Source organism: Streptomyces sp. NPDC097617 (genome assembly GCF_044761485.1).
In the GTDB taxonomy this organism is placed as follows: Bacteria; Actinomycetota; Actinomycetes; order Streptomycetales; family Streptomycetaceae; genus Streptomyces.
Genome location: NZ_JBIWCL010000028.1, coordinates 46,542 through 71,313, shown reverse-complemented (window position 1 = coordinate 71,313; position 24,772 = coordinate 46,542). Strand labels below are relative to the sequence as shown.

General features: G+C 74.0%; 22 protein-coding genes and 1 pseudogene. 10 read left to right on the top strand and 13 right to left on the bottom strand.

Annotation, left to right across the window (positions count from 1 at the left end; genetic code table 11):
* Positions 1 to 11 precede the first annotated feature (11 nt).
* Both ACIQZO_RS33435 and ACIQZO_RS33430 read right to left on the bottom strand, forming a co-directional pair.
* On the bottom strand, positions 12 to 1,469 hold the full coding sequence (locus tag ACIQZO_RS33435; protein ID WP_403633602.1) for a penicillin-binding transpeptidase domain-containing protein: 1,458 nt from the start codon (positions 1,467 to 1,469) through the stop codon (positions 12 to 14).
* Positions 1,466 to 2,836 carry an FtsW/RodA/SpoVE family cell cycle protein gene (locus tag ACIQZO_RS33430; protein ID WP_403633599.1) on the bottom strand — a complete coding sequence of 457 codons (1,371 nt, stop codon included), beginning with the start codon at positions 2,834 to 2,836 and terminating at the stop codon, positions 1,466 to 1,468. Before ACIQZO_RS33430 ends, ACIQZO_RS33435 begins: the two co-directional genes overlap by 4 nt.
* 106 nt (positions 2,837 to 2,942) lie before the next feature.
* On the opposite strand from ACIQZO_RS33430, the gene ACIQZO_RS33425 reads away from it, so the two are divergent.
* The 5 genes and pseudogenes from ACIQZO_RS33425 to ACIQZO_RS33405 all read left to right on the top strand — a co-directional run bounded on the left by ACIQZO_RS33425 (position 2,943) and on the right by ACIQZO_RS33405 (position 6,142).
* Positions 2,943 to 3,350: a DUF6325 family protein gene (locus tag ACIQZO_RS33425; protein ID WP_403633597.1), complete on the top strand. Its 408-nt coding sequence runs from the start codon at positions 2,943 to 2,945 to the stop codon at positions 3,348 to 3,350.
* Positions 3,350 to 3,808, top strand: coding sequence for an SHOCT domain-containing protein (locus ACIQZO_RS33420; protein ID WP_403633594.1), 459 nt, complete (start codon positions 3,350 to 3,352; stop codon positions 3,806 to 3,808). The genes ACIQZO_RS33425 and ACIQZO_RS33420 overlap by 1 nt, the downstream gene beginning before the upstream one ends.
* Before the next feature lie 119 nt (positions 3,809 to 3,927).
* Positions 3,928 to 4,395 carry an alpha/beta hydrolase gene (locus ACIQZO_RS33415; RefSeq protein WP_403633592.1) on the top strand — a complete coding sequence of 156 codons (468 nt, stop codon included), beginning with the start codon at positions 3,928 to 3,930 and terminating at the stop codon, positions 4,393 to 4,395.
* Positions 4,374 to 4,775 (top strand): annotated as a pseudogene (locus ACIQZO_RS33410) (RNA polymerase subunit sigma-24); the annotation flags it as partial. The gene ACIQZO_RS33415 and the pseudogene ACIQZO_RS33410, both read left to right, overlap by 22 nt.
* Before the next feature lie 179 nt (positions 4,776 to 4,954).
* Positions 4,955 to 6,142 carry a C40 family peptidase gene (locus tag ACIQZO_RS33405; RefSeq protein WP_403633677.1) on the top strand — a complete coding sequence of 396 codons (1,188 nt, stop codon included), beginning with the start codon at positions 4,955 to 4,957 and terminating at the stop codon, positions 6,140 to 6,142.
* Here ACIQZO_RS33405 and ACIQZO_RS33400 read toward each other — a convergent pair.
* The 5 genes from ACIQZO_RS33400 to ACIQZO_RS33380 are packed head-to-tail and all read right to left on the bottom strand — an operon-like array spanning position 6,064 to position 11,899.
* Positions 6,064 to 7,353, bottom strand: a complete 1,290-nt coding sequence (locus tag ACIQZO_RS33400; protein ID WP_403633590.1) for a styrene monooxygenase/indole monooxygenase family protein — start codon at positions 7,351 to 7,353, stop codon at positions 6,064 to 6,066. The genes ACIQZO_RS33405 and ACIQZO_RS33400 overlap by 79 nt on opposite strands.
* Before the next feature lie 26 nt (positions 7,354 to 7,379).
* A complete protein-coding gene (locus ACIQZO_RS33395) occupies positions 7,380 to 7,988 on the bottom strand; it encodes a GTP-binding protein (RefSeq protein ID WP_403633588.1) in 609 nt (202 codons plus the stop codon).
* Between the two features lie 7 nt (positions 7,989 to 7,995).
* The gene (locus tag ACIQZO_RS33390; RefSeq protein WP_403633585.1) at positions 7,996 to 8,385 is read right to left on the bottom strand and encodes a DUF742 domain-containing protein; all 390 of its coding nucleotides are present in this window, start codon (positions 8,383 to 8,385) and stop codon (positions 7,996 to 7,998) included.
* Positions 8,382 to 8,867, bottom strand: a complete 486-nt coding sequence (locus ACIQZO_RS33385; RefSeq protein WP_403633582.1) for a roadblock/LC7 domain-containing protein — start codon at positions 8,865 to 8,867, stop codon at positions 8,382 to 8,384. The genes ACIQZO_RS33390 and ACIQZO_RS33385 overlap by 4 nt, the downstream gene beginning before the upstream one ends.
* Positions 8,864 to 11,899, bottom strand: coding sequence for a nitrate- and nitrite sensing domain-containing protein (locus ACIQZO_RS33380; protein WP_403633580.1), 3,036 nt, complete (start codon positions 11,897 to 11,899; stop codon positions 8,864 to 8,866). The genes ACIQZO_RS33385 and ACIQZO_RS33380 overlap by 4 nt, the downstream gene beginning before the upstream one ends.
* A 397-nt stretch (positions 11,900 to 12,296) precedes the next feature.
* Between ACIQZO_RS33380 and ACIQZO_RS33375 the strand changes: the two genes are divergently transcribed.
* The gene (locus ACIQZO_RS33375; RefSeq protein ID WP_403633577.1) at positions 12,297 to 13,070 is read left to right on the top strand and encodes a protein phosphatase 2C domain-containing protein; all 774 of its coding nucleotides are present in this window, start codon (positions 12,297 to 12,299) and stop codon (positions 13,068 to 13,070) included.
* A gap of 39 nt (positions 13,071 to 13,109) precedes the next feature.
* On the opposite strand, the gene ACIQZO_RS33370 is transcribed toward ACIQZO_RS33375, so the two are convergent.
* From ACIQZO_RS33370 to ACIQZO_RS33350, 5 genes are all read right to left on the bottom strand, one after another.
* On the bottom strand, positions 13,110 to 13,550 hold the full coding sequence (locus tag ACIQZO_RS33370; RefSeq protein WP_030013696.1) for a MarR family winged helix-turn-helix transcriptional regulator: 441 nt from the start codon (positions 13,548 to 13,550) through the stop codon (positions 13,110 to 13,112).
* Positions 13,551 to 13,679: 129 nt separating this feature from the next.
* Positions 13,680 to 16,085 (bottom strand): endopeptidase La, encoded by a 2,406-nt coding sequence (lon, locus tag ACIQZO_RS33365; protein WP_403633575.1) that lies wholly within the window; start codon positions 16,083 to 16,085, stop codon positions 13,680 to 13,682.
* 94 nt (positions 16,086 to 16,179) lie between these two features.
* Positions 16,180 to 16,944: a DUF4097 family beta strand repeat-containing protein gene (locus ACIQZO_RS33360; protein ID WP_403633573.1), complete on the bottom strand. Its 765-nt coding sequence runs from the start codon at positions 16,942 to 16,944 to the stop codon at positions 16,180 to 16,182.
* Positions 16,945 to 17,007: 63 nt separating this feature from the next.
* Positions 17,008 to 17,943, bottom strand: a complete 936-nt coding sequence (locus ACIQZO_RS33355; RefSeq protein WP_403633570.1) for a sulfurtransferase — start codon at positions 17,941 to 17,943, stop codon at positions 17,008 to 17,010.
* Between the two features lie 129 nt (positions 17,944 to 18,072).
* Positions 18,073 to 19,455 (bottom strand): hypothetical protein, encoded by a 1,383-nt coding sequence (locus ACIQZO_RS33350; RefSeq protein WP_403633567.1) that lies wholly within the window; start codon positions 19,453 to 19,455, stop codon positions 18,073 to 18,075.
* A gap of 36 nt (positions 19,456 to 19,491) precedes the next feature.
* On the opposite strand from ACIQZO_RS33350, the gene ACIQZO_RS33345 reads away from it, so the two are divergent.
* Complete coding sequence (locus ACIQZO_RS33345) at positions 19,492 to 20,073, top strand: hypothetical protein (protein ID WP_403633564.1); 582 nt, start codon at positions 19,492 to 19,494, stop codon at positions 20,071 to 20,073.
* Between the two features lie 40 nt (positions 20,074 to 20,113).
* On the opposite strand, the gene ACIQZO_RS33340 is transcribed toward ACIQZO_RS33345, so the two are convergent.
* Positions 20,114 to 20,803, bottom strand: coding sequence for a TetR family transcriptional regulator (locus ACIQZO_RS33340; protein WP_403633561.1), 690 nt, complete (start codon positions 20,801 to 20,803; stop codon positions 20,114 to 20,116).
* Between the two features lie 140 nt (positions 20,804 to 20,943).
* On the opposite strand from ACIQZO_RS33340, the gene ACIQZO_RS33335 reads away from it, so the two are divergent.
* The 3 genes from ACIQZO_RS33335 (at position 20,944) to ACIQZO_RS33325 (ending at position 24,772) form a co-directional block, all read left to right on the top strand.
* On the top strand, positions 20,944 to 22,701 hold the full coding sequence (locus ACIQZO_RS33335) for a glycoside hydrolase family 3 N-terminal domain-containing protein (protein ID WP_403633559.1): 1,758 nt from the start codon (positions 20,944 to 20,946) through the stop codon (positions 22,699 to 22,701).
* A gap of 224 nt (positions 22,702 to 22,925) precedes the next feature.
* Positions 22,926 to 23,666: a response regulator transcription factor gene (locus tag ACIQZO_RS33330; protein WP_403633557.1), complete on the top strand. Its 741-nt coding sequence runs from the start codon at positions 22,926 to 22,928 to the stop codon at positions 23,664 to 23,666.
* A gap of 35 nt (positions 23,667 to 23,701) precedes the next feature.
* Entirely contained in the window at positions 23,702 to 24,772 is a 1,071-nt protein-coding gene (locus ACIQZO_RS33325) for an ATP-binding protein (protein ID WP_403633673.1), read from the top strand.

Sequence of the window (24,772 nt, the reverse complement as noted above, 5' to 3'; positions counted from 1 at the left end):
CTGCCGCGGGGTCAGCCGGACAGGGCCGCCTGCATCACCGCCCGCGCGATCGGCGCCGCCGCGCCGTTGCCGCTGATGTCGCCCCGGTCGGCCGACGCGTCCTCGACCACCACCGCCACGGCCACCTGCGGCAGCGCCGCGCCCTCGGCCCTGGCCCAGGAGATGAACCAGGCGTAGGGGGTCCCCGCGTTGCCCACCCCGTGCTGCGCGGTGCCGGTCTTGCCGCCGACCACCGCGCCGGGAATCGCGGCGTTGCGTCCCGTCCCGTTCTCCACCACCTTGACCATCAGCTCCTGCAGCCGGACGGCGGTGGCCGGGTTCATCGCCCGGCCGAGGCTGCGCCGGTCGCCGCGGCGGACCTGGGAGCCGTCGTCCTGGGTGGTGCGTTCCACCAGGTAGGGGTACTTGACCTCGCCGCCGTCCGCGACCGCCGCCGCCACCATCGCCATCTGCAGCGGGGTGGCCTTCGTGTTGAACTGCCCGATTGAGGACAGGGCCAACTGGTCCTGGCTCATGTCGGTGTCGAAGTTCGACCGGGACACCCACGAGGGCACCCGCAGCGCCTCACCGTTGAACCCGAAGCGGCGCGCCGCCTCCACCATGCCGCGCAGCCCGACCTGTACGCCGATCTTCGCCATCACCGTGTTGCAGGACCACTGCACCGCGTCCGCCATCGAGGCGTCCTCGCAGCCCGTGCCCGCGTTCGGCAGCAGGGTGCTGGTGCCCGGCAGCGGGTAGGGGTCGGGGGTCCGGGTCGGCGCGTCCACATCGGTGACCACGCCCGCGTCGAGGGCGGCCGCCGCCGTCACGATCTTGAAGGTGGAGCCGGGCGGGTACGTCTCGCGCAGCGCCCGGTTGAGCATCGGCCGGGCGGGGTCCGCGTTCAGGGCCGTCCAGGCCTCCTTGACCTTCGTACCCGTGCCGGAGAGCACGGCGGGGTCGTAGGAGGGGCTGCTGACCAGGGCGAGGATCTTCCCGGTGGCCGGCTCCACGGCGGCCACCGCCCCGCGCTTGCCCGCGAGACCGGTGTACGCGGCCTGCTGCACGGCGGCGCGCAGGGTGGTGACGGCGTTCCCGCCGGCGGGGCGGCCTCGGGAGAGTTCGTACCAGAGCGGGAAGGCCGAGAGCCCCGGGTCGGTGCCGGACAGGACGGCGTCCTCGGCGCGCTCCACGAAGCTGGTCCCGTACGTCTGGGAGGAGAAGCCGGTGACGGGCGCGTAGAGCGGGCCGTTCGCGTACGTCCGCTCGTAGCGCAGCAGTTGGCCACTGTCGCGGGATCCGGTGACGGGGCGCCCGTCGACCAGGATGTCCCCGCGCGGTTCGGCGTAGCGCTCGATGGCGGGGCGCTTGTTGGCCGGGTTCGCGCCGTAGGCGGCGGACTCCCACACCTGTACGCGGGCCATGTTGACCAGCAGGGCGACGAGCAGGAGGGCGCAGAAGTAGGCGCACCAGCGGATGTAGCGGATCACTCGGCCGGTTCCTTTTCGGGGCGGGGTCTGCGGGCGCTGTCGCTGAGCCGGACGAGCAGGGCGACGATGATCCAGTTGGTGACGACGGAGGAGCCGCCCTGTGCCAGGAAGGGCATGGCCATGCCGGTGAGCGGGATCAGGCCGGTGACACCGCCCGCGATGACGAACACCTGGAGCGCGACGATCGAGGCGAGCCCGGTGGCGAGCAGCCGCCCGAAGGGGTCGCGCAGCGCGAGCCCGACGCGGAAGCCCCGGGCGACGAGGAGCCCGTAGAGGAGCAGGATCGCGGCCAGGCCGACGAGGCCGAGCTCCTCGCCGGCGGTGGCGAGGATGAAGTCCGACTTGGCGGCGAAGCCGATGAGGAAGGACTGGCCGTGGCCGAGCCCGGCGCCGAGCAGGCCTCCGGCGCCGAAGGCGAAGAGGGACTGGGCGAGCTGGCCGGGGCCCTCGCCGCGCTCGATGGAGGCGAAAGGATTCAGCCAGTCGTCCACGCGGCTGTTCACGTGCGGCTCGAAGGTCCCGACGGCGTAGGCGCCGAGGGCGGCCAGCAGCAGTCCGATCGCGATCCAGCCGATCCGGCCGGTGGCGGTGAACAGCATGATCACGAACAGTCCGAAGAACAGCAGCGAGGTCCCCAGATCCCGCTCCAGGACCAGCACGCCGACACTGAGCAGCCAGATCGCCAGGATCGGGCCGAGGACCCGACCGGGGAGGAGCCGGAGCTTCCAGAAGAGCCTGCGGCCGGTGAGGGCGAGCGCCGTGCGGTTCGCGGCGAGGTAGGCGGCGAAGAACACCGCGAGCAGGATCTTGGCCAACTCCCCCGGCTGGAAGGAGAACCCGGCGAACCGGATCCAGATGTGCGCGCCGTTGACCGCCGGGAAGAAGACGGGGATCAGCATCAGGACGAGAGCCGTGACGACCGAGAGGTACGCGTAGCGCTGGAGCACCCGGTGGTCGCGGAGCAGCGCCACCACCAGCACGAAGAGCGCCACGCCCAGTGCGGACCACAGGAGTTGGTACCCGGCGGTGAGGTGCCCGGGGGTGGTCGCGTCGAGCCGCTGGATGAGGACGAGGCCGAGGCCGTTGAGCAGGACGGCGATCGGGAGCAGGAGGGGATCGGCGTACGGGGCGCGGATCCGGACGGCGAGGTGCGCGAGCAGGGCGGCCGCGCCGAGGCCGGCTGCGTAGCGGGTGGCGGAGCCGGGGATGCGGCCGGTGGTCGCGAGGCCGACGTAGAGGTGGCCGAGGACGGAGATCAGGACGGCGCCGACGAGGAGCGTCAGCTCGACACCGCGCCGCTTGGGGGCGCCGGCGCCGGGGGGCGGGGGCGGGGCGGGCTCCGCCACCTTTGCCGTCAGAGCGCTCATACACCGAAACGTAGCAAGCGCGTGGATGATATGTCCGCTTATGTCATAGTGTGCCGAAGAGTCGTCAAAAACGGTCGGAAGTGTCGAAAGTGAGGAGCCGAGGCGCATGGGACCTGTGGAATTCATCGTCCTCGCCTTCCCGGAGGAGCAGCTGCGGGCCCCGGCCGTCGAGGCCGTGATGGGGCTGCGCAAGACCGGGGTGGTCCGGCTGATCGACGGGATCGTGGCGACGCGGACGGCGTCGGGGGACGTGCTGGCGGCCGAGTTCGACGAATTCGTGGAGCTGCACGGGCTGCTGACGGGCCGGGACGTGGCGCGGCTGATCGGGCCGGAGGACGTGCAGGAGGCGGCTGGGCTGCTGGAGCGCGGGAGCTGCGCGCTACTGCTGGTGGTCGAGCACGTATGGGCCGAGGACGCGGCGGTCGCCGTACGGGCGGCGGGCGGCCGGATCGTGGGGTCGGTCCGCATCCCGCCGGACCGGGTCCCGGCGGACCCGCGGGCGGGGGTGGTCTGATGTTCATCCGCCCGATGGGAGTAACGGTCCGCCCGGCCGACCGCCCGGCGGGGCGCCCGCTGCTGCGCGGCCTGCTGGCGCGGGCGGCGGGCGCGGCGCAGGACACGGCGGGAGCGGTGGGCCCCGCCGAACCCCTGGCCGGGGCGCGGCCGCGGCACCCGGGGCCGGCCGTGCGGGAGCCCTGGCCCGCCGCGGCGGCGCGGGAACCCGAGCAGGAACCCGAGCAGGAACGCGAGCGGGAACCCGAGCAGGAACAGGCCCAGGAGCACTCCCAGGAACAGGAGCAGGAGCAGGAGCAGGAACAGGCCCAGGAGTCGGCGGCCGCGGTCCCGCCGTCCGGAACGGGCCCCTCGGCCGGCCTGGTGGCGGAGCTGACCCAACTGGCCGGCCTGGCCCGCGAGGGCCTGCTGACCCCGCAGGAGTTCACGACGGCCAAGGCCCGGCTGCTGCGCGGCTGACGGCGGCCCGGGACGGACGGCGGGGCCCGCGGCGAAGCCCCGTACGGCGGGGCGGGGGCGCATCCGGGAACGGACGCGGCCGGGCGGCTCGCCCCACCGCGGCTGGTTGACTGCGCCGTATGAATGCTGGTGATACGCCCTCGGAGGGCGCACCCCCTTTCGATCCCGAACTGAACGTCGTGCTCGCGAGCTTGGGGGACGCGGTACGAGAACCCCTCACCCCGGAGAACCTCGCCGCCGTGCAGCGGCGTGACCTCGCGACCCGGCCCCGGCCGACGGTCCGCGACCTCCGGGCCGACGGCCTCTTCGAGGTGGCCGAGGTGCGGGTGGCGGGGCGGGACGCCACCCTCCTGAGCGCCCGGCCCGCCGGGCTCACCGGGCCGCTCCCGCTGCTGTACTACATGCACGGCGGCGGAATGGTCCTGGGCAACGCCGCCTGCGTACTCCCCCAGCTGCTGCGCGAATGGGCCCTCCCGCTGGGCATCGCCGTCGTCTCCGTCGAGTACGGGCTCGCGCCGCGGGTGCGGTACCCGGTATTGGTGGAGGACTGCTACGCCGGGCTCGTACACGTTTCCTGGACGCGATGAAGGACGGAGACGTCGGCGGGCGCCAGGAGCTGCCGGCGGCCGACGTCCAACTGGTCGGGGACAGCGGCGGCAGGGCCCCGCAGCTGGTGAAGGCGATCACCGGCGCGGAGAAGGTGGCCCGCCTGCTCGCCTCGGTCTTCCCCTGGATGCCGCGCATCGGTGTCACCTGCGAGCCGCACGACGTGAACGGCCGGCCGGGCGCGATCTCCCGCGACGCGGACGGCAGGGTGCTCCACGTCCTGTCCTTCGAGGTCATGGACGGCCGGATCCGGACGATCCGCTCGGTGGCCAACCCGGACAAGCTCGGCCACCTCGGCCCGGTGGCGGACGCGTGGGCGGTCGACCGCGAGCTCAGGCGGGCGCGGCGCACGGTGCGGTAAGCGCGGCGCGGGCAGGGCGGGGCGGCGGGGGCGGCGATGCGGGGGCAGGTTGGGGGCGGGACGGGGGCGGGCCACCCCCAACCGGGTGGCCCCCGCCGACCGGCCGACTCCGTTGGGCGATTTGTCATACCGGGCGTGGCAGCATCGGTCGCCTCGGAGGTGATCCCATGTCATATCGGCTGTCCCCTCGGCCGCTTCGCGCCGCCTGCATCGCCGCAGTGCTCCTCCTCGCCGGGCCGGTCCCGCACGCCGGTGCCGAACCGGGGCTCCCCGAAGGGGAGTCCGTCGGGGTACTGCTCACCCGCCTTCAGGGCCTTTACCAGAAGGCCGAGGAGGCCACCGAGGCGTACAACTCCACCGAGGTGGCCCTCAGGGCCGGCCGGGCGGAGGAGCGGCTGCGCACCGCCGACCTCGGCCGGGCCCGTACGGCCCTGGATTCCGAGAAGGCCCTCGCCGGGCGGCTGGCCCGGGAGCAGTACCAGGGTGGCCGGGGTCTGTCCCCCTACGCCCGGATGCTGCTCGCCGGGAACCCTCAGGCGGCCCTGGACCAGCGCCGGCTCGCCGCCCGCGAGGGCGCGCGGCGCGCTGGCGTACTGGCCCGGCTCGCACGGGGCGAGAAGGAGGCCGACGCGCTGGCCGCCCGGGCCCGCACGTCCCTGGACACCCGCCGGACCCTCGCCGCGCGGCAGAAGCTCCACCAGGACGAGGTCGCGGCGCAGCTCAAGGAGGTCGAGCGGGTCCTCGCCGCCCTGACCCCGGATCAGCTGACCCTGCTCGGCGCGAAGGAGGCCGAGAACACCGCCGCGGCGCAGCGGAACCTGGTCGACTCGGGCCGGCTCCCCACCCGTACGGGCACCCCCACGGCGGCCGGCGGCGCGGCCCTCACCTATGCGGCGGCCCAGATCGGCAAGCCGTACGTCTGGGGCGCCGAGGGGCCGGGGTCCTTCGACTGCTCCGGGCTGACCTCGCAGGCCTGGGCGCACGCAGGGCGCTCCATCCCCCGGACCAGCCAGGAGCAGTGGGCGCAGCTGCCGAAGGTGCCGCTGGACGAGCTGCGGCCGGGCGACCTGGTGGTCTATTTCCCCAAGGCCACCCACGTGGGCCTGTACGTCGGTGACGGCAAGGTGATCCAGGCGCCGCGGCCCGGCGCCCGCGTCAAGGTCTCGCCGATCGCCGCGAACCCGCTGCTGGGGGCCGTCCGCCCGGACCCGGACGGGGCCCCGCTCACGGAGTTCACCCCGCCCGCGCTGCCGGAGGCACCGGCGGCGGAGGCGGGGGACGACAGCGGTTACTCCGCCGAGGAGGCCCCGGAGGCGGAAGCGGAAGCAGAGGAAGCGGGGGCGGCGGAGGCGACCTCGGCCAGGTAGTCGGCCGCGTCCTCGGGGTCGTAGAAGTACGCGTCGAAGTCGGCCGGGTTGTCGAAGCCGTTGGCGAATCGATTCGCCACCGGCTGGAGCTGCCCGGCCGCCCCGATCAGGTTCAGTACGTGCTCCGGCGGGACGCCCAGCATCGCGTTCGTCCACTGGGTGACCGGCTTGCCCGTGGTGAACCAGAACTTGTCGAAGGTGGCCTTCATCCACGCCTCGTCGAACGGCTTGTCCCCGTGCATCAGGATCGACGACAGGTACGAGGCGGCGCACTTCGCGGCGGAGTTCGAGCCCTGGCCGGTGATCGGGTCGTTCGCGACGACCACGTCCGCGACGCCCAGCACCAGGCCCCCGCCGGGCAGGCGCCCGATCGGGTTGCGGACGACCGGCGCGTAGCGCCCGGCGAGCGTGGCGCCCGCGTCCGTCAGCTCCACGTTCGTCGCCCGGGCGTACTCCCACGGCGTGAAGGTCTCCATCAGCTCCAGCGTGAGCGCCAGGTGGTCCGCCGGGTCCTTGACGCCCTTGAAGGCGTCCACCGGACCGCCCGGGACGCCCTCCCAGAAGAGGATGTCGGCCCGGCCGGAGGTGGTCAGGGTCGGCATGACGAACAGCTCGCCGACGCCCGGGACCAGGTTGCAGCGGACCGCCTCCGTCTCCGGGTGCTCCGGGCGGGGGCCGAGGCCGTGCACGTAGGAGACGGCGAGCGCGCGCTGCGGGGCGTCGTAGGGGGAACGCGCCGCGTCCCGCTCGAACATCGAGACCAGCTCGCCCTTGCCGGCGGCGACGAGCACCAGGTCATAGGTGCGGGAGAAGAAGTCGAGGTCGGCGACGGAGGCCCCGTGGATGACCAGCTGCCCGCCCCGCTGCACGAAGGTGTCGAGCCAGCCGGCCATCTTCACGCGCTGGTCGACGGACTGCGCGAACCCCTTGAGCGTGCCGAGCCAGTCGACGGCCCGGCCGGAATCGGGGGCGGCGACGGAGACGCCGAGGCCCTCGATCTTCGGCGCCTGCCGGTCCCAGAAGTTGATCCGGAGGTCCCGCTCGTGCTGCAGCGCCGTGTCGAACATGCACTGCGTGGACATGACCCGCCCGGCGCGGATCTCGTCCGCCGTCCGGTTGGACATGAGGGTGACCTCGTACCCCTTCGACTGGAGTCCGAGTGCGAGCTGGAGACCGGACTGGCCGGCTCCCACGACGAGTATCTTGCGCATCTCTCACGTCTCTGTTCGGGGGTGCTCTATTCGGGAGTGGCGTCGAGCGCGTGGCCCACCAGGGCGAGCAGGGATTCGACCACCGTGTCGCGGCGCCTCGCATCCATGATCACCACGGGCGCGTGGGGCGGGATGCCGAGCGCCTCGCGCACGTCCTCGGGCTCGTACGACTGCGAACCGTCGAAGTGGTTGACGGCGACGGCGTACGGGAGCCCGCAGCTCTCGAAGTAGTCGAGGGCCGGGAAGCAGTCGCGCAGGCGGCGGGTGTCGGCCAGGACGAGACCGCCGATGGCCCCGCGCACCAGGTCGTCCCACATGAACCAGAAGCGCTCCTGGCCGGGGGTCCCGTACACGTAGAGGACGAGGTCGTCGTCGAGGGTGATGCGGCCGAAGTCCATGGCGACGGTGGTGGTCTTCTTGTCCGGGGTGCCGGACAGGTCGTCCGTCGGGGCGCCGGCCCGGGTCATCACCGCCTCGGTACGCAGCGGGGTGATCTCGGAGACCGAGGAGACGAAGGTGGTCTTGCCGACGCCGAAGCCGCCCGCGACCAGCACCTTGACGGCGACGGGTGCGCGGGAGCGGTCGTACTGCCAGGCCTGGACCGGTTCGTCGTCGTCCGACGGCGCCAGGGACACGGGATGGTCAGAGACGGCGAAGACCACTGAGCACCCTTTCCAGCAGCGCACGTTCGGGGCGGCCGGTGCCGTGGCCCGTTCCGTAGACGCGGAGCCTGCCCTGGTCCGCGAGGTCGCTGACCAGGACGCGGACCACGCCGAGCGGAAGCCCCAGGAGCGCGGCTATCTCGGCGATCGTGCGCATGCGGCGGCAGACCTCGACGATGGCGGGCATCTCCGGCATGCGGTCGGGCTTCTGCGGCTCCGACACCTTCGTGTCCAGGGCGGCCACGAACGTTTCGACGAGCAGGACCTGCGTGAACCGGGTCCGGCCGCCCGTGAGGGAGTACGGGCGGACGCGGGCGGGGCGGCGGTCGGCGCCGCGTATCGGCAGCCGGTCGGAGGCCGTACTCCTCACGGGGTGTTCTCCATCGACTGGCGCAGCTCGCTGCGGACTTCGGGGGTCAGGACATGGCCGGCACGGCCGACGAACAGGGCCATGTGGTAGGCGACGACGCTCATGTCGCAGTCGGGAGTGGCGTGCACGCCCAGCAGCGAGCCGTCGCTGATGGCCATCACGAAGACGGAGCCGTGCTCCATCGCGACCATCGTCTGCTTGACCGCGCCGGTCTCCATGAGCGCGGCGGCGCCCGTGGTGAGGCTGCCGAGGCCGGAGACGATGGTGGCGAGGTCGGCGGACGCGCCGCGCGGGCCCTTGGCCCGGGGCTCGACCGGTGGCTCGGGTGCGCCCGCTCCCGGGTCCGAGGACAGGAGCAGCAGCCCGTCCGAGGAGACGACGGCGACGGAGTTGACGCCGGGCACCTCCTCGACCAGGTCGGTCAGCAGCCACTGCAGGTTGCGGGCCTGGATGCTCAGTCCGTACGTACTGGGCGCGGTCATGTGCGTGCCTCCTGTGCGGTGTCCCCCCGGTCGGTCTTGCTCTGGCCCTGCCTCTGCGTGTGCGGCTGCCCCTGGTCGAGGGCTTGGTCGAGCGCCTGGTCCTGCGCGAGTTCGGCGGCGGCGACGCGCCGGCCGTCCTGGGCTCCCTGGTAGAAGCCCCCGAGCCGGCGCCGCAACTCCTCGGCGTCGACCCGGCGCGGCGGCTCGGGCGGTCCGTCGTCACGGGCGTCGCGCTTGGCGGGAACGGCGCGCGGGGTCCGCCTCGGCAGGCCCTTGTCGGTGACGGCTCCGTCGCCCTCGGCCTGGTCGGCAGGGTGGCTGCCCTGGCGGGGGAGCCAGTTGCCCTCGGCCGGGGCGTGGGTGTGCGGGTCCGCCTCCGGTTCTGTTTCCCGTACGTCGGCCACGGGTGCGGCGTCGTGCGCCGCGGCCCCGATCCCCTCGGCGGGGTCCGGCGCCCCGAGGGCGACCTGCTCGGCGTCGGGGACGACCCGCGCGAGCAGCTGTTCCTCAGGGGTGGGCGCGTCCCCTGCCGGGGGCGCGGCCACGAACACCTGGTCGGCGGGCGGCAGTCCGGCCGCGGCGGGCACGTCGGCGAACGGATCCGCCCCGGGCGCGTCGGCGAACGGACCGGCCCCGGGCGCCTCGGCGAACGGGTCCGCCTCGGCCGGGGCGTCGGCCACGACGGCGGGGCCCGCCAGTGCCTCGGCCAGGGTGATCGGGACCGCCGCGACGGCGGGCTCCGGCGCCGGCTCCGGGTCCGCCCCCGGATCGGGCTCGGGCTCGGGCTCGGCGGCAGCCGGGACCGACGGCTCGACGGGAGCGGCCTCGGCCACCACCTCGGCCTCCGCGCCCGCTCCCGCGTTGGCTTCGGCTTCGGCTTCGGCGTCCGCCTCCGTGTCCGGGGCGGCATGCGCGCCCCGTCGCCGCGCCGGCAGCGTGTTCTCGTTGGCCTCCGCTATCACGCCGGGCAGCCGCAGGGCGGGTCCGCCCGGCGTGGCCAGGACGTGCACCGGGGAGACCACCGGGGTGGTGGGCAGCAGCGTCGCCGGGACGACCACCAGGGCCTCGGTCCCGCCGTGCCGCCCGGCGCGCAGCTCCGCGGTGACGCCGTGCCGGGCGGCGAGCCGCCCGGCCACGTACAGGCCGAGGCCGAGGCCGTGTTCCGCCTCGGGTTCCTCGTCGTAGGCCTCGGGCGTGGACAGCCGGGTGTTCAGCGCCTCCAGGCGGTCCCCGGTGACGCCGATGCCCTCGTCCACGACGGACAGCACCACGTCGCCGGAGCCCTGGAGCCAGCCGGACACCTTCACCTTGACCTCCGGCGGCGAGAACGTGGTCGCGTTCTCCAGCAGCTCGGCGAGCACGTGCGAGATGTCGTCGGCCGCGTGCCCCGCGATCTGGGTGTACGAGGGCAGCGCGGCGAGTTCGACCCGCTCGTAGCGCTCGATCTCGCTGACCGCGGCCCGCATGACATCGACGAGCGGCACCGGCAGTCCCTGCCCGTGGCCGTGCTCCTGCCCGGAGAGGACCAGCAGGTTCTCGTTGTGGCGGCGCATCACGGTCGCGAGGTGGTCCAGCTTGAAGAGGGTCGCCAGGCGGTCGGAGTCCTGCTCCTTGGATTCCAGCTCCTCGATGACCGCGAGCTGGCGTTCCACCAGGCCCAGGGTCCGCAGCGACAGCGAGACGGAGGTCGTCGACATGATGCGCCGGTGCTCCTCCAGCCCCGCCCGCAGCTTCGTCAGCTCCTCCTCCAGCACGTCCCGGCCGGCGGCGAGGGCCTCGTTGCGGCCGATGATCCGGCGGCGGTCGGCGTCGAGCCCGGCGATCCGGGTGTGCAGGGAGACCGTCTGGTCGCGCACCGCGTTGAGGTGGCGCACGACCTCGGCGAACTCGTCGTTGCGGCCGGTGAAGCGCACCGGTTCCACGGAGCCCTCCGGCGTCGCCAGCCGCTGCGCGCCGCGGCGCAGGACCGACAGCGGCCGGGTGAGGGAGCGCGCAACGGCGGTCGAGATGCCGACGGCGACCACGAACAGCACGCCCATCAGGGCGATCATGATTTCGAGCCGGGTCACGTCGTCGTCGCGCAGGGAGGCCAGGGCGGTGGCCCGTTCACCCGCGAGGGTGGCCTCCACGGTCCGCATGCGGTCGATGCGCGCCGTGAGCGCCGGGGCCACGGTGGCTCCGTCGGTCTTGCGGTCGGCGGTGCTCAGGGTGGGCCGGTCGGTGAGCCGCTTGAGGAAGTCGTCGGCCGCCTTGACCTCGGGGCCGGTGACGGTGACGGCCAGGGTCTGGCGCACCTCGGGCCGCGCGGCCCGCGCGAAGTCGTCGAGGGCGGCCTGTTCCCGTACGCGCGCCCGCTGGGCGGCGGTGGTGAGTTCGTCGACCACGGCCGAGTTGGGGGGCTGATCGCCGCGGGGGACGGCCAGAGCGGCGAGCAGCAGTCCACGGGTGGCCGAGGCCTGTTCCACGGCCTGGCCCAGCGGGGCCAGCGGACGGGTGGTGACGAGGGCGGCTTCGGCGCGCGGCGGGGTCAGTTCGGCGAGCCGGACGCCCGGCGCGAGGATTTCCGCGATGACCGCGGCGTAGGCCTGGTGGGCGGCGAGGGCGCTGCCCTTGCCGTCGACGGCCTCGCCGCGGACGGCCCGGACCCGGGCCAGGGTGCCGGCGGTCGCCTCGTCGGCCTCGGCCTGGACCTCGGCGAGCTGCCGGTCGGTGCGGGCCGTGCGCTCCTGGACGGGCGTCCGGGCGCCGCCGGGGCGGCCCTTCGCGGCGTACTCGACGACGGTGTCGCGCTCGTCGGCGAGGAGGTGCGCGAGGGTGAGGGTCTGCCGGCTCTGGTCCGCGAGGGTGACCAGGCGCTGGGAGTCGTTCAGTTCTCTCGTTGCGGAGACGACGGCTGGCGCGCCTGCCGCGAGGACGGTGAGGCCCGCGACGGCGACGCCGATGACCAGCCTGCGGCGCACGCGGACGCGGCGTCCTGCGGGGGCCGGGCCGTCGGCGGCGGTGCCGTTCTTCCGAGACCGCTTCTTCTGCACCGGTGCTCGCAATCCTGTACGTGTGCTCTAGCTCGTCTACTCGTGTGGCCGAGGTAACGGCCGGTCAACAAGTAAACGCCCCCTGCCCCCTCGTACCGCCTCAGACCTTTGCAGCGTGTTGGGGAGAGAGCCGCACATCGCCCACCCGGCCACTCGAAGGAGTGAACATCACGGATGAGTTGCCGACCAACTCGGGCACCCCGTGTCAGAGCGCCGCCATGGACAGGTGGTTGAAAGATCGATAGGGGCTTTGGCAGTATGCCCGCCCACATGGGTGGCCCGCCGCCCCGGCCCCCGCGGCCCGTGTCCGCGAACTCCGCGCCCGCTGCGCCGATCCGCCTCCGTTTTGGTACGTACCTGCCCGCGCTCTCCGCCCCTCGCGCGGCAGAATGCCGGTATGCGCATCGACCTCGCCTCGGCCCCCGGCCACCAGGAACGCCCCAATGAGGACTGGGTGTCGGCCGCGGTCCCCGCTTCGGGCGGCGGCGTGCTCGTGGTTCTGGACGGCGTCACGCCGCCGGCCGGCGATGACGGGTGCGTGCACGGAGTGCCCTGGTTCGCGGCCCGGCTCGGCGGCCGATTGACCGAACTGTCCGGATCGCGGCGGGACATGCCGCTCGATCAGGTTCTGGCCGAGTCCGTCCGCGCCACGGCCGACGCCCACCGCGACACCTGTGACCTTTCTCACGTGCGAACCCCGCAGGCGACGGTCGTCGTGGTCCGCTGGGACGCGCGGTACGTGGAGCACCTCGTCCTCTCGGACTCCGTACTGCTCCTGCAGGCACCCGGGGGCGAGGTGACGGCGGTGCTCGACGACCGGCTGGACCGGATCCCGCGGGAGGTACTGGGCTCGGTGGCCGCGACGGACGCCCTGCGCAACGCGGAGGGCGGCTTCTTCACGGCGGCCGCGGACCCGGCGGTGGCGGCCCGGGCGGTGACGGGGCGCACCCCGCGCGGGCGGGTGCGGGCGGTGGCCGCGCTCACGGACGGGGCGAGCCGGTGGACGGACACCTTCGGGGAGGGCGACTGGGCGGATTGCCTGGCGGTGCTGCGGAAAGAGGGTGCGCGGGGCCTGATCGACCGGGTGCGCGCCGTCGAGTCCGACCCGGCCCGTCCGTCGGCCCGGTACAAGCGGCACGACGACGCCTCGGCTGTCTACGCGGAGCTCTGAGCGCTCCCGGCGCCCAGCCCCGCACCACGGGGCGTTTCCCTACTCCGCGCCCGCGTTCAACTGGTTCAGCAGCCGGGCCAGTTCCGCCACCTCGCCGCGGTCCCAGTCGGCGAGCTTGCGCATGTACTGCTCGCGCCGCGCGCCCCGGACCCGCAGGAAGCGCTCCCGGCCCTCCTCGGTGAGGCCCACCAGGGAGGCCCGGCCGTCGGCGGGGTCCGGCTCGCGGGCCACCAGACCCAGCACCTCCAGGGCCCGCAGCTGCCGGCTCATGGTGGCCTTGCCGACCCCGAAGTAGGCGGCGAGCTCGGTGGCCCGCTGCCGGCCGGCCGCCTCCAGGCGTACGAGGAGCCCGTACGCGGCCGGTTCCAGCTCGGGGTGGAGCTCGCGGGCCATCTCGCCGGAGGAGGCGCGGGCCCGTCGGAGGAAGACGGACAGCTCCCGCTCCAGGGCAAGGAACTCCTGGTCTTCGCTCCCGTGCACGTCCTGCTCCTTCGATGGTGTGTGGCACCTCGGTGGGTGCGGGACCAGTATTTCGCAGCGGGTGCGCCGACGACCCGGTACCCCGCCGGAGCGGGACACCGGGCCGTGCGCGGTCGGCGTGTCGGGTGCTCAGGCCACTGCGGTGACCGGAGCCTGCGCGCGGGCCAGGGCGAGCTCCAGGACCTGGCGCACGTCGGTCACCGGGTGCACCTCCAGTCCTGCCAGTACCTCCGCCGGGACATCGTCCAGGTCGGCCTCGTTGCGCTTCGGGATGATGACGGTGGTCAGCCCGGCCCGGTGCGCGGCGAGCAGCTTCTGCTTCACCCCGCCGATCGGCAGGACCCGCCCGGTCAGCGAGACCTCGCCGGTCATGGCCACGTCCGTGCGCACCTGCCGCCCGGAGAGCAGCGAGGCGAGTGCGGTGGTCATCGTGATGCCCGCGCTCGGGCCGTCCTTGGGCACGGCGCCCGCCGGGAAGTGGATGTGCACGCCCCGGTCCTTCAGGTCGGCGACCGGCAGCTCCAGTTCCGCGCCGTGCGAGCGCAGGAAGCTCAGCGCGATCTGCGCCGACTCCTTCATGACGTCGCCGAGCTGGCCGGTGAGGGTCAGGCCGGCCGCGCCCGTCTCCGGGTCGGCGAGCGAGGCCTCCACGAACAGCACGTCGCCGCCCGCGCCGGTGACCGCGAGGCCGGTGGCCACGCCGGGGACGGCGGTGCGCCGCTCGGCCGGGTCCTGGGCGGACTCGGGCACGTGGTGCGGGCGCCCGATCAGCCCCCGCAGATCGTCCGCGCCGATGCTGAAGGGCAGTTCCCGGTCCCCCAGCTCGTGCTGCGAGGCGACCTTGCGCAGCAGGCGGGCGAGGGACCGCTCCAGGGTGCGTACGCCCGCCTCGCGGGTGTACTCGCCGGCCAGCCTGCGCAGGGCGGCCTCCTCCAGGACCACCTCGTCGGCGCCGAGCCCGGCGCGCTCCAGCTGGCGGGGCAGCAGGTGGTCGCGGGCGATGACGACCTTCTCGTCCTCGGTGTACCCGTCGAGGCGGACGAGCTCCATCCGGTCGGCCAGGGCCTCGGGGATGGCCTCCAGGACGTTGGCGGTGGCCAGGAAGACGACGTCGCTGAGGTCGAGTTCCACCTCCAGGTAGTGGTCGCGGAAGGTGTGGTTCTGCGCCGGGTCCAGGACCTCCAGCAGGGCGGCCGCCGGGTCGCCGCGGAAGTCGGAGCCCACCTTGTCGATCTCGTCGAGGAGGACCACCGGGTTCATCGACCCGGCCTCCTTGATGGCCCGGACGATCCGGCCGGGCAGGGCGCCGACGTAGGTCCGGCGGTGGCCGCGGATCTCGGCCTCGTCCCGTACGCCGCCGAGCGCGACGCGGACGAACTTGCGGCCCATGGCGTGCGCCACGCTTTCACCGAGCGAGGTCTTTCCGACTCCGGGAGGACCGACCAGCGCCAGCACGGCGCCGCCCCGGCGACCGCCGATGACGCCCATGCCGCGCTCGCCGCGCCGCTTGCGGACGGCGAGGTACTCGGTGATGCGGTCCTTCACGTCGCTGAGGCCCGCGTGCTCGGCGTCGAGCACCGCCCGGGCGCCGCGGATGTCGTACGCGTCCTCGGTGCGCTCGTTCCAGGGCAGTTCCAGCACGGTGTCCAGCCAGGTCCGGATCCAGGAGCCCTCGGGGCTCTGGTCGCTGGACCGCTCCAGCTTGTCGACCTCCTTGAGCGCGGCCTCCCGTACCTTCTCGGGGAGGTCGGCGGACTCGACGCGGGCCCGGTAGTCGTCGGACTCCTCGCCGTCCTGCTCGCCGTTCAGCTCGCGCAGTTCCTTGCGTACGGCCTCCAGCTGCCGCCGGAGCAGGAACTCGCGCTGCTGCTTGTCGACGCCGTCCTGGACGTCCTTGGCGATGGACTCGGCCACGTCCTGCTCGGCGAGGTGGTCGCTGAGGGCCTTGATCGCGAGCTTCAGGCGGGCGACCGGGTCGGCCGTCTCCAGCAGTTCGACCTTCTGCCCGACCGTCAGGAAGGGCGAGTACCCGGAGTTGTCCGCGAGCGCGGACACGCCTTCGATCTGCTGGACCCGGTCCACGACCTGCCAGGCCCCGCGCTTCTTGAGCCAGCTGGTGGCGAGCGCCTTGTACTCCTTGACGAGCTCGGCGACCGCTCCGGGCAGCGGATCGGGCACCGCCTCGTCCACGGTCTCGCCCTCGACCCAGAGCGCGGCGCCGGGGCCGGTGGTCCCGGCGCCGATACGGACCCGGCCGAGGCCGCGGATCAGCGCGCCGGGGTCGCCGCCCGAGAGCCGGCCGACCTGCTCGACGGTCCCGAGCACACCGGTCGCGGCGTACGTCCCGTCGATGCGCGGCACGAGCAGCACCCGCGGCTTCCCGCTGCCGCTCGTCCCGGCGGCGGCCTGCGCGGCCTCCACGGCGGCGCGCACCTCCGCGTCGGAGAGGTCCAGCGGAACGACCATTGCGGGCAGCACGACCTCGTCGTCGAGCGGCAGCACGGGCAGGGTGAGTGTGACGGACGTCGAAGCCATGATCTTCCCTCCGGCAGTGAAGTTGAGCTATGCCGACTCAATGCATGTGCGTCGCCCGATGTTCCCCCCACGCCGTTCGCCCGCGGCGAACGCGTCAGACGGCGGAGATGCGGACGTCGCCGGAGGTGGTCTTCGCCGAGAGGCGGGAGGGGGCGGAGGCGTCGTCGGGGAGGGTGACGTCGCGGTCGCCGGAGGTGGTGGAAACCGCGAGCCGGTACGGGGCCGCGGGAACCTTCAGGGTGACGTTGCCCGAGGTGGTCTCGGCGAGCACCGAGGACGGCGCCTTCGCGAAGTCCAGCCGGACGTCGCCCGAGTCGGAGTGGACGTCGGCGCCCGGGGCGGACAGGCCGGTGGCGGTGATGTCGCCGGAGGAGGTACGGATCGTCAGCGGGTCGCCGATCCGCTCGGCCCGCACCGTGCCGGAGTCGGCCGTCACCCCGGCCGCCGCCACGCCCGTCACCGTGATGGCGCCGCTGCTGCTCTCCAGTTCGACCGTGGCGGCGGCCGGGACCTCGAGGCGGTAGTCGACGTAGCAGCTCTCGGAGCAGCCGTCGGTGAAGGTCAGTACGCCGGCGGTGACCTTCTGGCCGGGGGTCGGCGCGGCGCCGTCGCGGTAGTGGACGGTGCGGCGGATCGTGACGGCGGGGCCGCTCGCGGGGGTGACCTCGATCGAGCCGGCCCGGGCCCCGGTCACCCGCACCACGGTGACCGCCTCGGTGACCGTGGCGTCGGCGGTCGCGGTCTTGCGCGCGCCGTCCTTCGGACCGTCAGGGAAGGAGCAGCCGGCCAGCAGGAGGCCGGCCCCGAGGGCGGCGATCGTGGTGCGGGCGACGCGGACCGATGTGGTGTGTGAGGTCATGCCCGATTCTCGGGCGGCGCAGGCCCCCCGGCCGATGGGGCGCGTACCCGGACCCCGGTGGGGTTAACCCCCGCCCGCCCGCTGCCCGTTCGTCGTGACGGGGAGCTCCGATGGCATGCCCCACTCGCTCCAGGAACCGTCGTACACCGCGAGCTCCCGGTACCCGGCGAGGGTCGCGCCGAGGGCCAGTACGCAGGCGGTCACCCCGGAGCCGCAGCTGAAGTAGAGCCGCTCCCGGTCCCCGGCCGGCTCCCGGAAGGCCGCGCGCAGTTCCCCGGCGGGGCGCATCAGCCCGGCCCCGTCCAGGAGTTCGCCGAACGGCAGGTTGAGCGCGCCCGGCATATGGCCGCCGCGCAGGCCCGGCCTGGGTTCGGGGGCGGTGCCCTCGAACCGCCCCCGGGTGCGGGCGTCCAGGACGGCGGCGGCCGGATCGGCCAGGGCTCGCTGGACGGTGGCGCTGTCGACCAGCAGGCCGGGCCGGGGCCGGGCGGTGAAGGAGCCGCGCGGGCCCCCGTACGCGGGGCCGGTGGCCTCGACGGACAGACCGGCGGCCGTCCAGGCGGGCAGTCCCCCGTCGAGGACGGCGGCCCGGTCGAAGCCCATGGCGCGCAGCATCCACCAGGCGCGGGCGCTGGAGTACAGGCCGGCGCCGTCGTAGACGACGACGGTGTCCGAGTCCTCGACGCCGAGGGCCCGCACGGCCTCGGTGAACTCCGGGGCCCCGGGCATGCTGTGCGGGGCCGGTGCGGTGTGGTCGGACAGGTCCCCGTCGAGGTCGAAGGGGCGGGCGCCGGGGATCCGGTGCCCGGCGCCACGGTGGGCGCCGACGGAGGCGTCGAGGAGGACGAGTCCGGGCGCGCCCAACCGCCGGGCGAGCCAGTCCACCCCGACCAGCGGGCCCGGCAGCGCTCCGGGCAGTGCTTCGGGCAGTGCTTCGGGCAGGCCTTCCGGCCGTGCTTCGGGCAGGGCTTCGGGCGTCATGTGGTGGGGCGTGGTCATGCGGCACCTCCGGCTCGACGGCACAGGTCGCCCCATCCTCCGACGCGGCCAGGACCCGCTCCGACGGCGGGGGGGCGGGGCCGGGGGTCGGGACGGGCCGGGGGTCGGGCCAGGGCGGGGCCCGGGGGGTCAGGGGCAGGTGCCCGGGCGGCCGTAGACCGCGACCCGGGCGCCGCGCACCCCGGTCATCGAGCACAGGTCGAAGCGGGCGGCCAGCTCCTCCCGTTTGACCGCCTCCTTCGGGTACGGGTCCAGCGGCTGGCCCGCCGGGTCCAGCAGGGCGATCACCCGGGGCGAGTCGAGCAGCGCCGCGCGGATCCGCTCCGGGGGCAGCTCGGTGCCCTGGAGGCTGCGCGAGGACGTCGGTGTGCGGTCCAGGGCCACGTCGCGCAGCTCCCCGTAGACCTCCGGGGAGGACAGCAGCCACTCGCGCCGGCGCGCGGGCATGAAGACCACCGCGTCCCCCGGCCGCGCCCGTTCGCGGACGGCGGCGGCCACCGCGAGTGCGTCGTCCTTGCGGCTCTCCGGCGTGCGCAGCCACACCGACCAGACGCCGGCCCCGGCCAGGAGGGCGCCCGCCAGCACCCACGGCCACCAGCCGCGGGCCGTCGCGAGCCGGGCGCCCGCCAGCAGGGCGAGCCCGGCCAGCGCGTAGAGCACGTACCGGTCGACGTACCAGGGGTTGAACAGCGAGACGACCATCAGCAGCCCGGGCGGCAGCAGGACGAGCGGGAGCGCCACCCGTACGAGGTCCCCCGGCGCCCCCCGCGCGAGCAGCAGGGCCGCTGCGGCCACCACCGCGTACGCGGCCCAGTCCTGCCAGCCCGGGCGCCCGAGCCAGCCGAGCTGCTGCTCGGCCTGCCGGGCGCTCAGCACGGCCAGCGGCAGCAGCAGGGCGACCACGGCCGCCGCGCTCCACCGCCAGCCGCGCGAGCGCCGGGCGGTGAAGGCGTGGGCGAGCAGGGCCAGGGCCGCGAACTCGTGCAGCCAGCAGCCGAGCAGCAGCACCGCGGTGTACGCCACCCACCGCTCGCACAGCATCAGGTACGTGGCCCACACGACGGCGGCGGCGACGAAGGCGTACGACCGCCCTTCCTGGGCGTACATCTGCACGGGCGGGAGTACGGCGTACACGCAGCCCGCGAGGAGCGCGGCCCGCTCCCCCACCAGCCGGTGGGCGATCGCGGCCACCCCGGCGGCCGCGAGGGCGGTGGCGGCGACGGAGGGCAGCCGCAGCGCCCACAGGCCGCCGTCCCAGGCCTGGAAGACCCCGTGCATGAGCAGGTAGTACAGGCCGTGCACGGCGTCGACCCCGCCCAGCAGCTCCGCGATCCGGCCCAGCGGCCGGTGGGCCACCTGCCAGGTGACGGACTCGTCGCGCCACATGCTGGCGCCGCGCTCCAGGCCCCACAGGCCGAGGAGCACGGCGATCAGCGGCGGGAGCAGCCGCCAGGGGGCGATCCGGCTGATGGCGGCCTCCGCGTGCTGTCGGAACGGGTGTGCGGACTCCATACTCGGGGTTGGACCCGAGTCCCTGCGGAGGTGGGTGTGCACGCGTGGAGAGCGGTGGCGGCGGCGGTGCTGAGCGCGGTGGTCCTGGCGGGCTGCGGACCCACCGGTTCCGGGGGCGGTGACGACGCGCCCCCGAAGGCCTCCACGGAGCCCGCCGCGAGCGCGCGTACGAGCACGGGCCCGCCCGCCGACCCGAGTGCGAGCCCGCCCGCGAGCACGAGTACGGGTGCGTCCGCGAGCCCCACGGTCGGCCGGCTCCCCGCCCCCGGCGAGACCCTGGTCCGAGTCACGCGGAGCGGCGGCTTCGCGGGGCGGACCCACACCCTCGTGGTCAAGGGCGACGGCTCCTTCACCCGGCTGGACGCCGGGGCACGGCCGACGGGCACCGGCAAGCTGTCCGAGGCGGAGCTCAGGGGCCTGCGCACCGCCCTGCGGGAGGCGGACTTCGCCCGGCTTCCCCGGATCGCGACCGGCGGCCCCACGATCTACGACGGGTTCTCCTACGCCTTCGTGCACGACGGCCACGAGGTGGCGGGCGACCAGGGGTCGCTGCCGGACTCCCTGACGAAGGTGCTGGACGCGCTCCCCTCGTTCACCGGCGACGGCGAAACGCCCTAGCGGCCCTTGCGCCGGCCCTGCCCGATCGGCACGGCACCGGCTAGTCCTCGCCCGGCGGGACGTCCGGCAGGCCCGTCCCGGCGACCGAGATGTCCCGCAGCAGGCGGTCCAGGAAGCCGCGCAGCCGGGCCGGCATGTCCACGTTCGCGGGCGCCAGCACCCACTGGATCTGGAGGCCGTCCATGACGGCGAGGGTCTCCCGGCCGACGGCGTCGCAGTCGGTGCCGGGGCGCAGTTCGCCGCGGGCGACGCCGGCCTCCAGCAGGTCGACGGTGTGGCCGAGCACCCGGGCGTACCGCTGCGTGAAGTACGCGTGGGCGGGGTGGCCGGGATTGCCGGACTCGCCGACCAGGGTGTTGAACATCCGGACGATGCCGGGCCGCCGCGCGTTGTCGGCGGCGAGGTCCACGACGGTGGCGAAGTGGGCGGCGACCGACGCGGCGGGCTCACTGAACAGCCGCTCCACATCGTGCTGCTCGCTCTGGGCGAGGACCGAGAGCAGCAGGTCCTCCTTGCCGCGGAAGTGGTGCAGCAGCCCGCCCTGGGTGATCCCGCAGTCGGCGGCGATCCGGGCCAGCGAGGAGGCGTTGAAGCCCCGCTGGGCGAAGTGCTCGACGGCGGTGTCGAGGATCTTCTGCCGCCGGGCGTCGCCGACCGCGTAGGTCCCCCGGGCCGATCCCTTCGGGGCGGTCCGACCCGTCCGCCCCGTCCGCCCCTCGTCCTGTGCCATGCGGACACCCTAAGCGGCCGCTGTTTCCGGCCACCCGGCCGGCGTGACCCAGGTCACTTTTCAAAAACCTAGCAGGTACGCGGTTTTCGGCTCTACCTTGACCGTGCCGATCCGCCCGGTCACGCGCCAGGAGCCCCGCCATGAACACGACGCCCGACTACCGAGACGCCTCCCTGCCGGTCGACCGCCGCGTGGAGGACCTGCTCGCCCGGATGACCCTGGAGGAGAAGGCGGGCCAGCTCTTCCACGCGATGCTGATGATGAACGCGGACGGCACCCCGGTCACCGAGACCGACGGCTCGATGCTCCCCTTCACCACGCCCGAGCTGGTCGAGGACCGCTTCCTCACCCACTTCAACCTGCTCGGCACCTACGGGCCCCGCGCAATGGCCCGGTGGCAGAACGCCGTCCAGGAGATGGCCGCGGCCACCCGCCTCGGCATCCCGGTCACCCTGTCCACCGACCCGCGCCACACCTTCACCGACAACATCGGCGCCTCCTTCAACGCCGGGGCCTTCTCCGCCTGGCCGGAGGCCCTGGGCCTGGCCGCCATCGGCGACGCCGAGCTCGTCGAGCGGTTCGCCGACACCGTCCGCCGCGAGTACCTCGCCGTCGGCTTCCGCGTCGCTCTCCACCCGCAGATCGACCTGGCCAGCGAACCCCGCTGGGCCCGCCAGTCCGGCACCTTCGGCTCCGACGTGCGACTGACGGGCGAGCTCGTGGCGGCGTACGTACGCGGCCTGCAGGGCCCGGTCCTCGGGCCCGGGTCGGTGTCCGCGATGGTCAAGCACTTCCCCGGCGGCGGCCCCCAGAAGGACGGCGAGGACCCGCACTTCGCGCACGGCAAGGAGCAGGTTTACCCGGGCGGGATGCGCGAGCACCACCTGGAGCCGTTCAGGGCCGCGATCGCCGCCGGATGCGCGCAGATGATGCCGTACTACGGCCTGCCGATCGGCACGGACTGGGAGGAGGTCGGCTTCGGCTTCAACAAGGGCGTGGTCACCGGCCTGCTCCGCGAGGAGCTCGGCTTCGAGGGCATCGTCTGCAGCGACTGGGGCCTGCTCAACGACGCGACGATCTTCGGGCAGGTGCACCCGGCGCGCGCCTGGGGCCTGGAGCACCTGAGCGTGGCCGAGCGCACGGCCCGCGCCCTGGAGGCCGGCTGCGACCAGTTCGGCGGCGAGCAGTGCCCCGAGGTGGTCGTGGAGCTGGTCCGCTCGGGCCGCGTCGCGGAGTCCCGGATCGACGAGTCGGTACGCCGCCTGCTGCGGGAGAAGTTCACGCTCGGGCTGTTCGAGGACCCGTACGTGGACCCGGACGCGGCGGCCGAGACCGTGGGCCGGTCCGACTTCACGGCCCTCGGGGCCGCGGCCCAGCGCCGCTCGCTCACCGTCCTCACCAACCCCTCGGGCCTGCTCCCGCTCGCCGCGCGGCCGAAACTGTACCTGCGCGGAGTGGACGCGGGCGTCGCCGGCGCGTACGGCGACGTCGTCGCCGCCCCGGCGGACGCGGACGTGGCCGTGCTGCGGCTGCGGACCCCGTACGAGCCGCGGGAGAACATCTTCGAGTCCTCCTTCCACTCCGGTTCGCTGGCCTTCGCCGAGCCCGAACTGACGGAGATCCTGGCCCTCCTGGACCTGGTGCCCACGCTGGTCTGCATCAATCTGGAGCGGGCCGCGGTCATCCCGGAGATCGCCGAGCGCGCGGCGGCCCTGATCGCCGACTACGGCGCCTGTGACGCCGCCCTGCTGGACGTCGCCTTCGGCCGCGCCACCCCCGGGGGCCGCCTCCCCTTCGAGCTCCCGCGCTCGATGAAGGCCGTGGAGGCGTCCCGGCCGGATGTGCCGAACGACACTCTCGATCCGGTCTTCCCGCACGGCCACGGACTGACCCTCTAGGCACCTTCCGAGCGCTCCGCGAGCGCCCTCCGGAAGGCCTCAACGGCGAGGCACCTGACCGGTCTCGCCCGCCGGGTGCCGGTCCCGTGGGGGGACCGGTACCCGGTACATCACATTCCGTTTACTGTGGTCAAGCACATATGCCATGTCCGAACCCCACGTAGCCGCAGGCCGACGCCTCCTCTACGCTGCACCCCATTCACGCGGGATCTTCAGGGGCGGACATGGAACACACACACACCACCCATCAGGGCGCCGCGGCGACACCCGGCGCCCAGCGGCGTGTGCTGGTCGTCGAGGACGACCACACCATCGCCGAGGCCATCGCGGCCCGCCTGCGCGCCGAGGGCTTCCAGGTGCAGACCGCCGGCGACGGCCCCTCCGCCGTCGCCGCGGCCGAGAGCTGGCTGCCCGAGCTGCTGGTCCTCGACATCATGCTGCCCGGCTTCGACGGTCTGGAGGTCTGCCGCCGGGTCCAGGCCCAGCGGCCGGTCCCGGTCCTCATGCTCACCGCGCGTGACGACGAGACGGACCTGCTGGTCGGGCTCGGGGTCGGCGCGGACGACTACATGACCAAGCCGTTCTCGATGCGCGAGCTGGCCGCCCGGGTCCACGTACTGCTGCGGCGCGTGGAGCGGGCCACGATCGCCGCGCACACCCCGCGCGGGGCCACCCTGCGCCTGGGCGATCTGGAGATCGACCACGCGCAGCGGCGGGTGCGGGTGCACACCGAGGACGTGCACCTGACCCCGACCGAGTTCGACCTGCTGGTGTGCCTGGCCGGCACCCCGCGGGCGGTGCTCTCCCGGGAGCAGCTGCTGGCCGAGGTGTGGGACTGGGCCGACGCGTCCGGGACCCGTACGGTCGACAGCCACATCAAGGCCTTGCGGCGCAAGATCGGCGCGGAGCGGATCCGTACGGTCCACGGCGTCGGGTACGCCCTGGAGACCCCGGCCCAGGCATGAGCGGCCCGCCCATGCGCCAGCCGATGCGCCAGCCGATGCGCCAGCGGCAGCGGCCCTCGGGAGGGCTGCGGCCCTTCTCACCCTTCTCGATCAAGACCAAGCTGGGCACGCTCGTCGTGGTCTCGGTCTTCATCACGACCGGCCTGCTGCTGGTGGCCCTGCGCACCGACACCGAGCTGCGCTTCATCACGGTCTTCTCGGTGATCGCCTCGATGCTGATCACCCAGTTCGTGGCGCACAGCCTGACGGCGCCACTGGACGACATGACGACCGTGGCCCGGGCGATATCCCACGGCGACTTCACCCGGCGGGTACGCGGGGCGGGTCGCCGCGACGAGCTCGGCGACCTGGCCTCCACCATCAACCTGATGGCGGACGACCTGGAGGCCGTGGACCGGCACCGCAAGGAGCTCGTCGCCAATGTCTCGCACGAGCTGCGCACGCCCATCGCGGCGCTGCGGGCCGTGCTGGAGAACGTCGTGGACGGGGTCTCGGCCGCCGATCCCGAGACCATGCGCACGATGCTGAAGCAGACCGAGCGGCTCGGCGGGCTCGTGGAGACCCTGCTGGACCTGTCCCGGGTGGACAACGGCGTCGTCCCGCTGCGCGCCCGCCGCTTCGAGGTGTGGCCCTACCTGTCGGGCGTGCTGAAGGAATCGAGGCTCGCGGCCGCCGGCCGGCCGGGACTGCTCTCCGGTTCGGGCGGGCACACCCGCAACGACGTGCACCTGCACCTGGACGTCCACCCGCCCGAGCTGTGGGCGCACGCGGACGCCGAGCGGCTGCACCAGGTAGTAGCAAATCTGATCGACAACGCGGTCAAACACAGCCCTCCGCACGGCCGGGTCACGGTCCGCGCCCGGGCCGGCGACGCGCCCGGAAGCCTGACGCTGGAGGTGCGGGACGAGGGCCCCGGCATCCCGGAGGCGGAGCGCCACCGCGTCTTCGAGCGGTTCAACCGGGGCAGCGCGCGCGGCGGCGACGGGGGCACCGGACTGGGCCTCGCGATCGCCCGCTGGGCCGTGGAGCTGCACGGAGGGCGGATCGGAGTGGCCGAATCGTCACGCGGCTGCCGCATCCTCGTCACGCTTCCGGGCAGCTCGTAG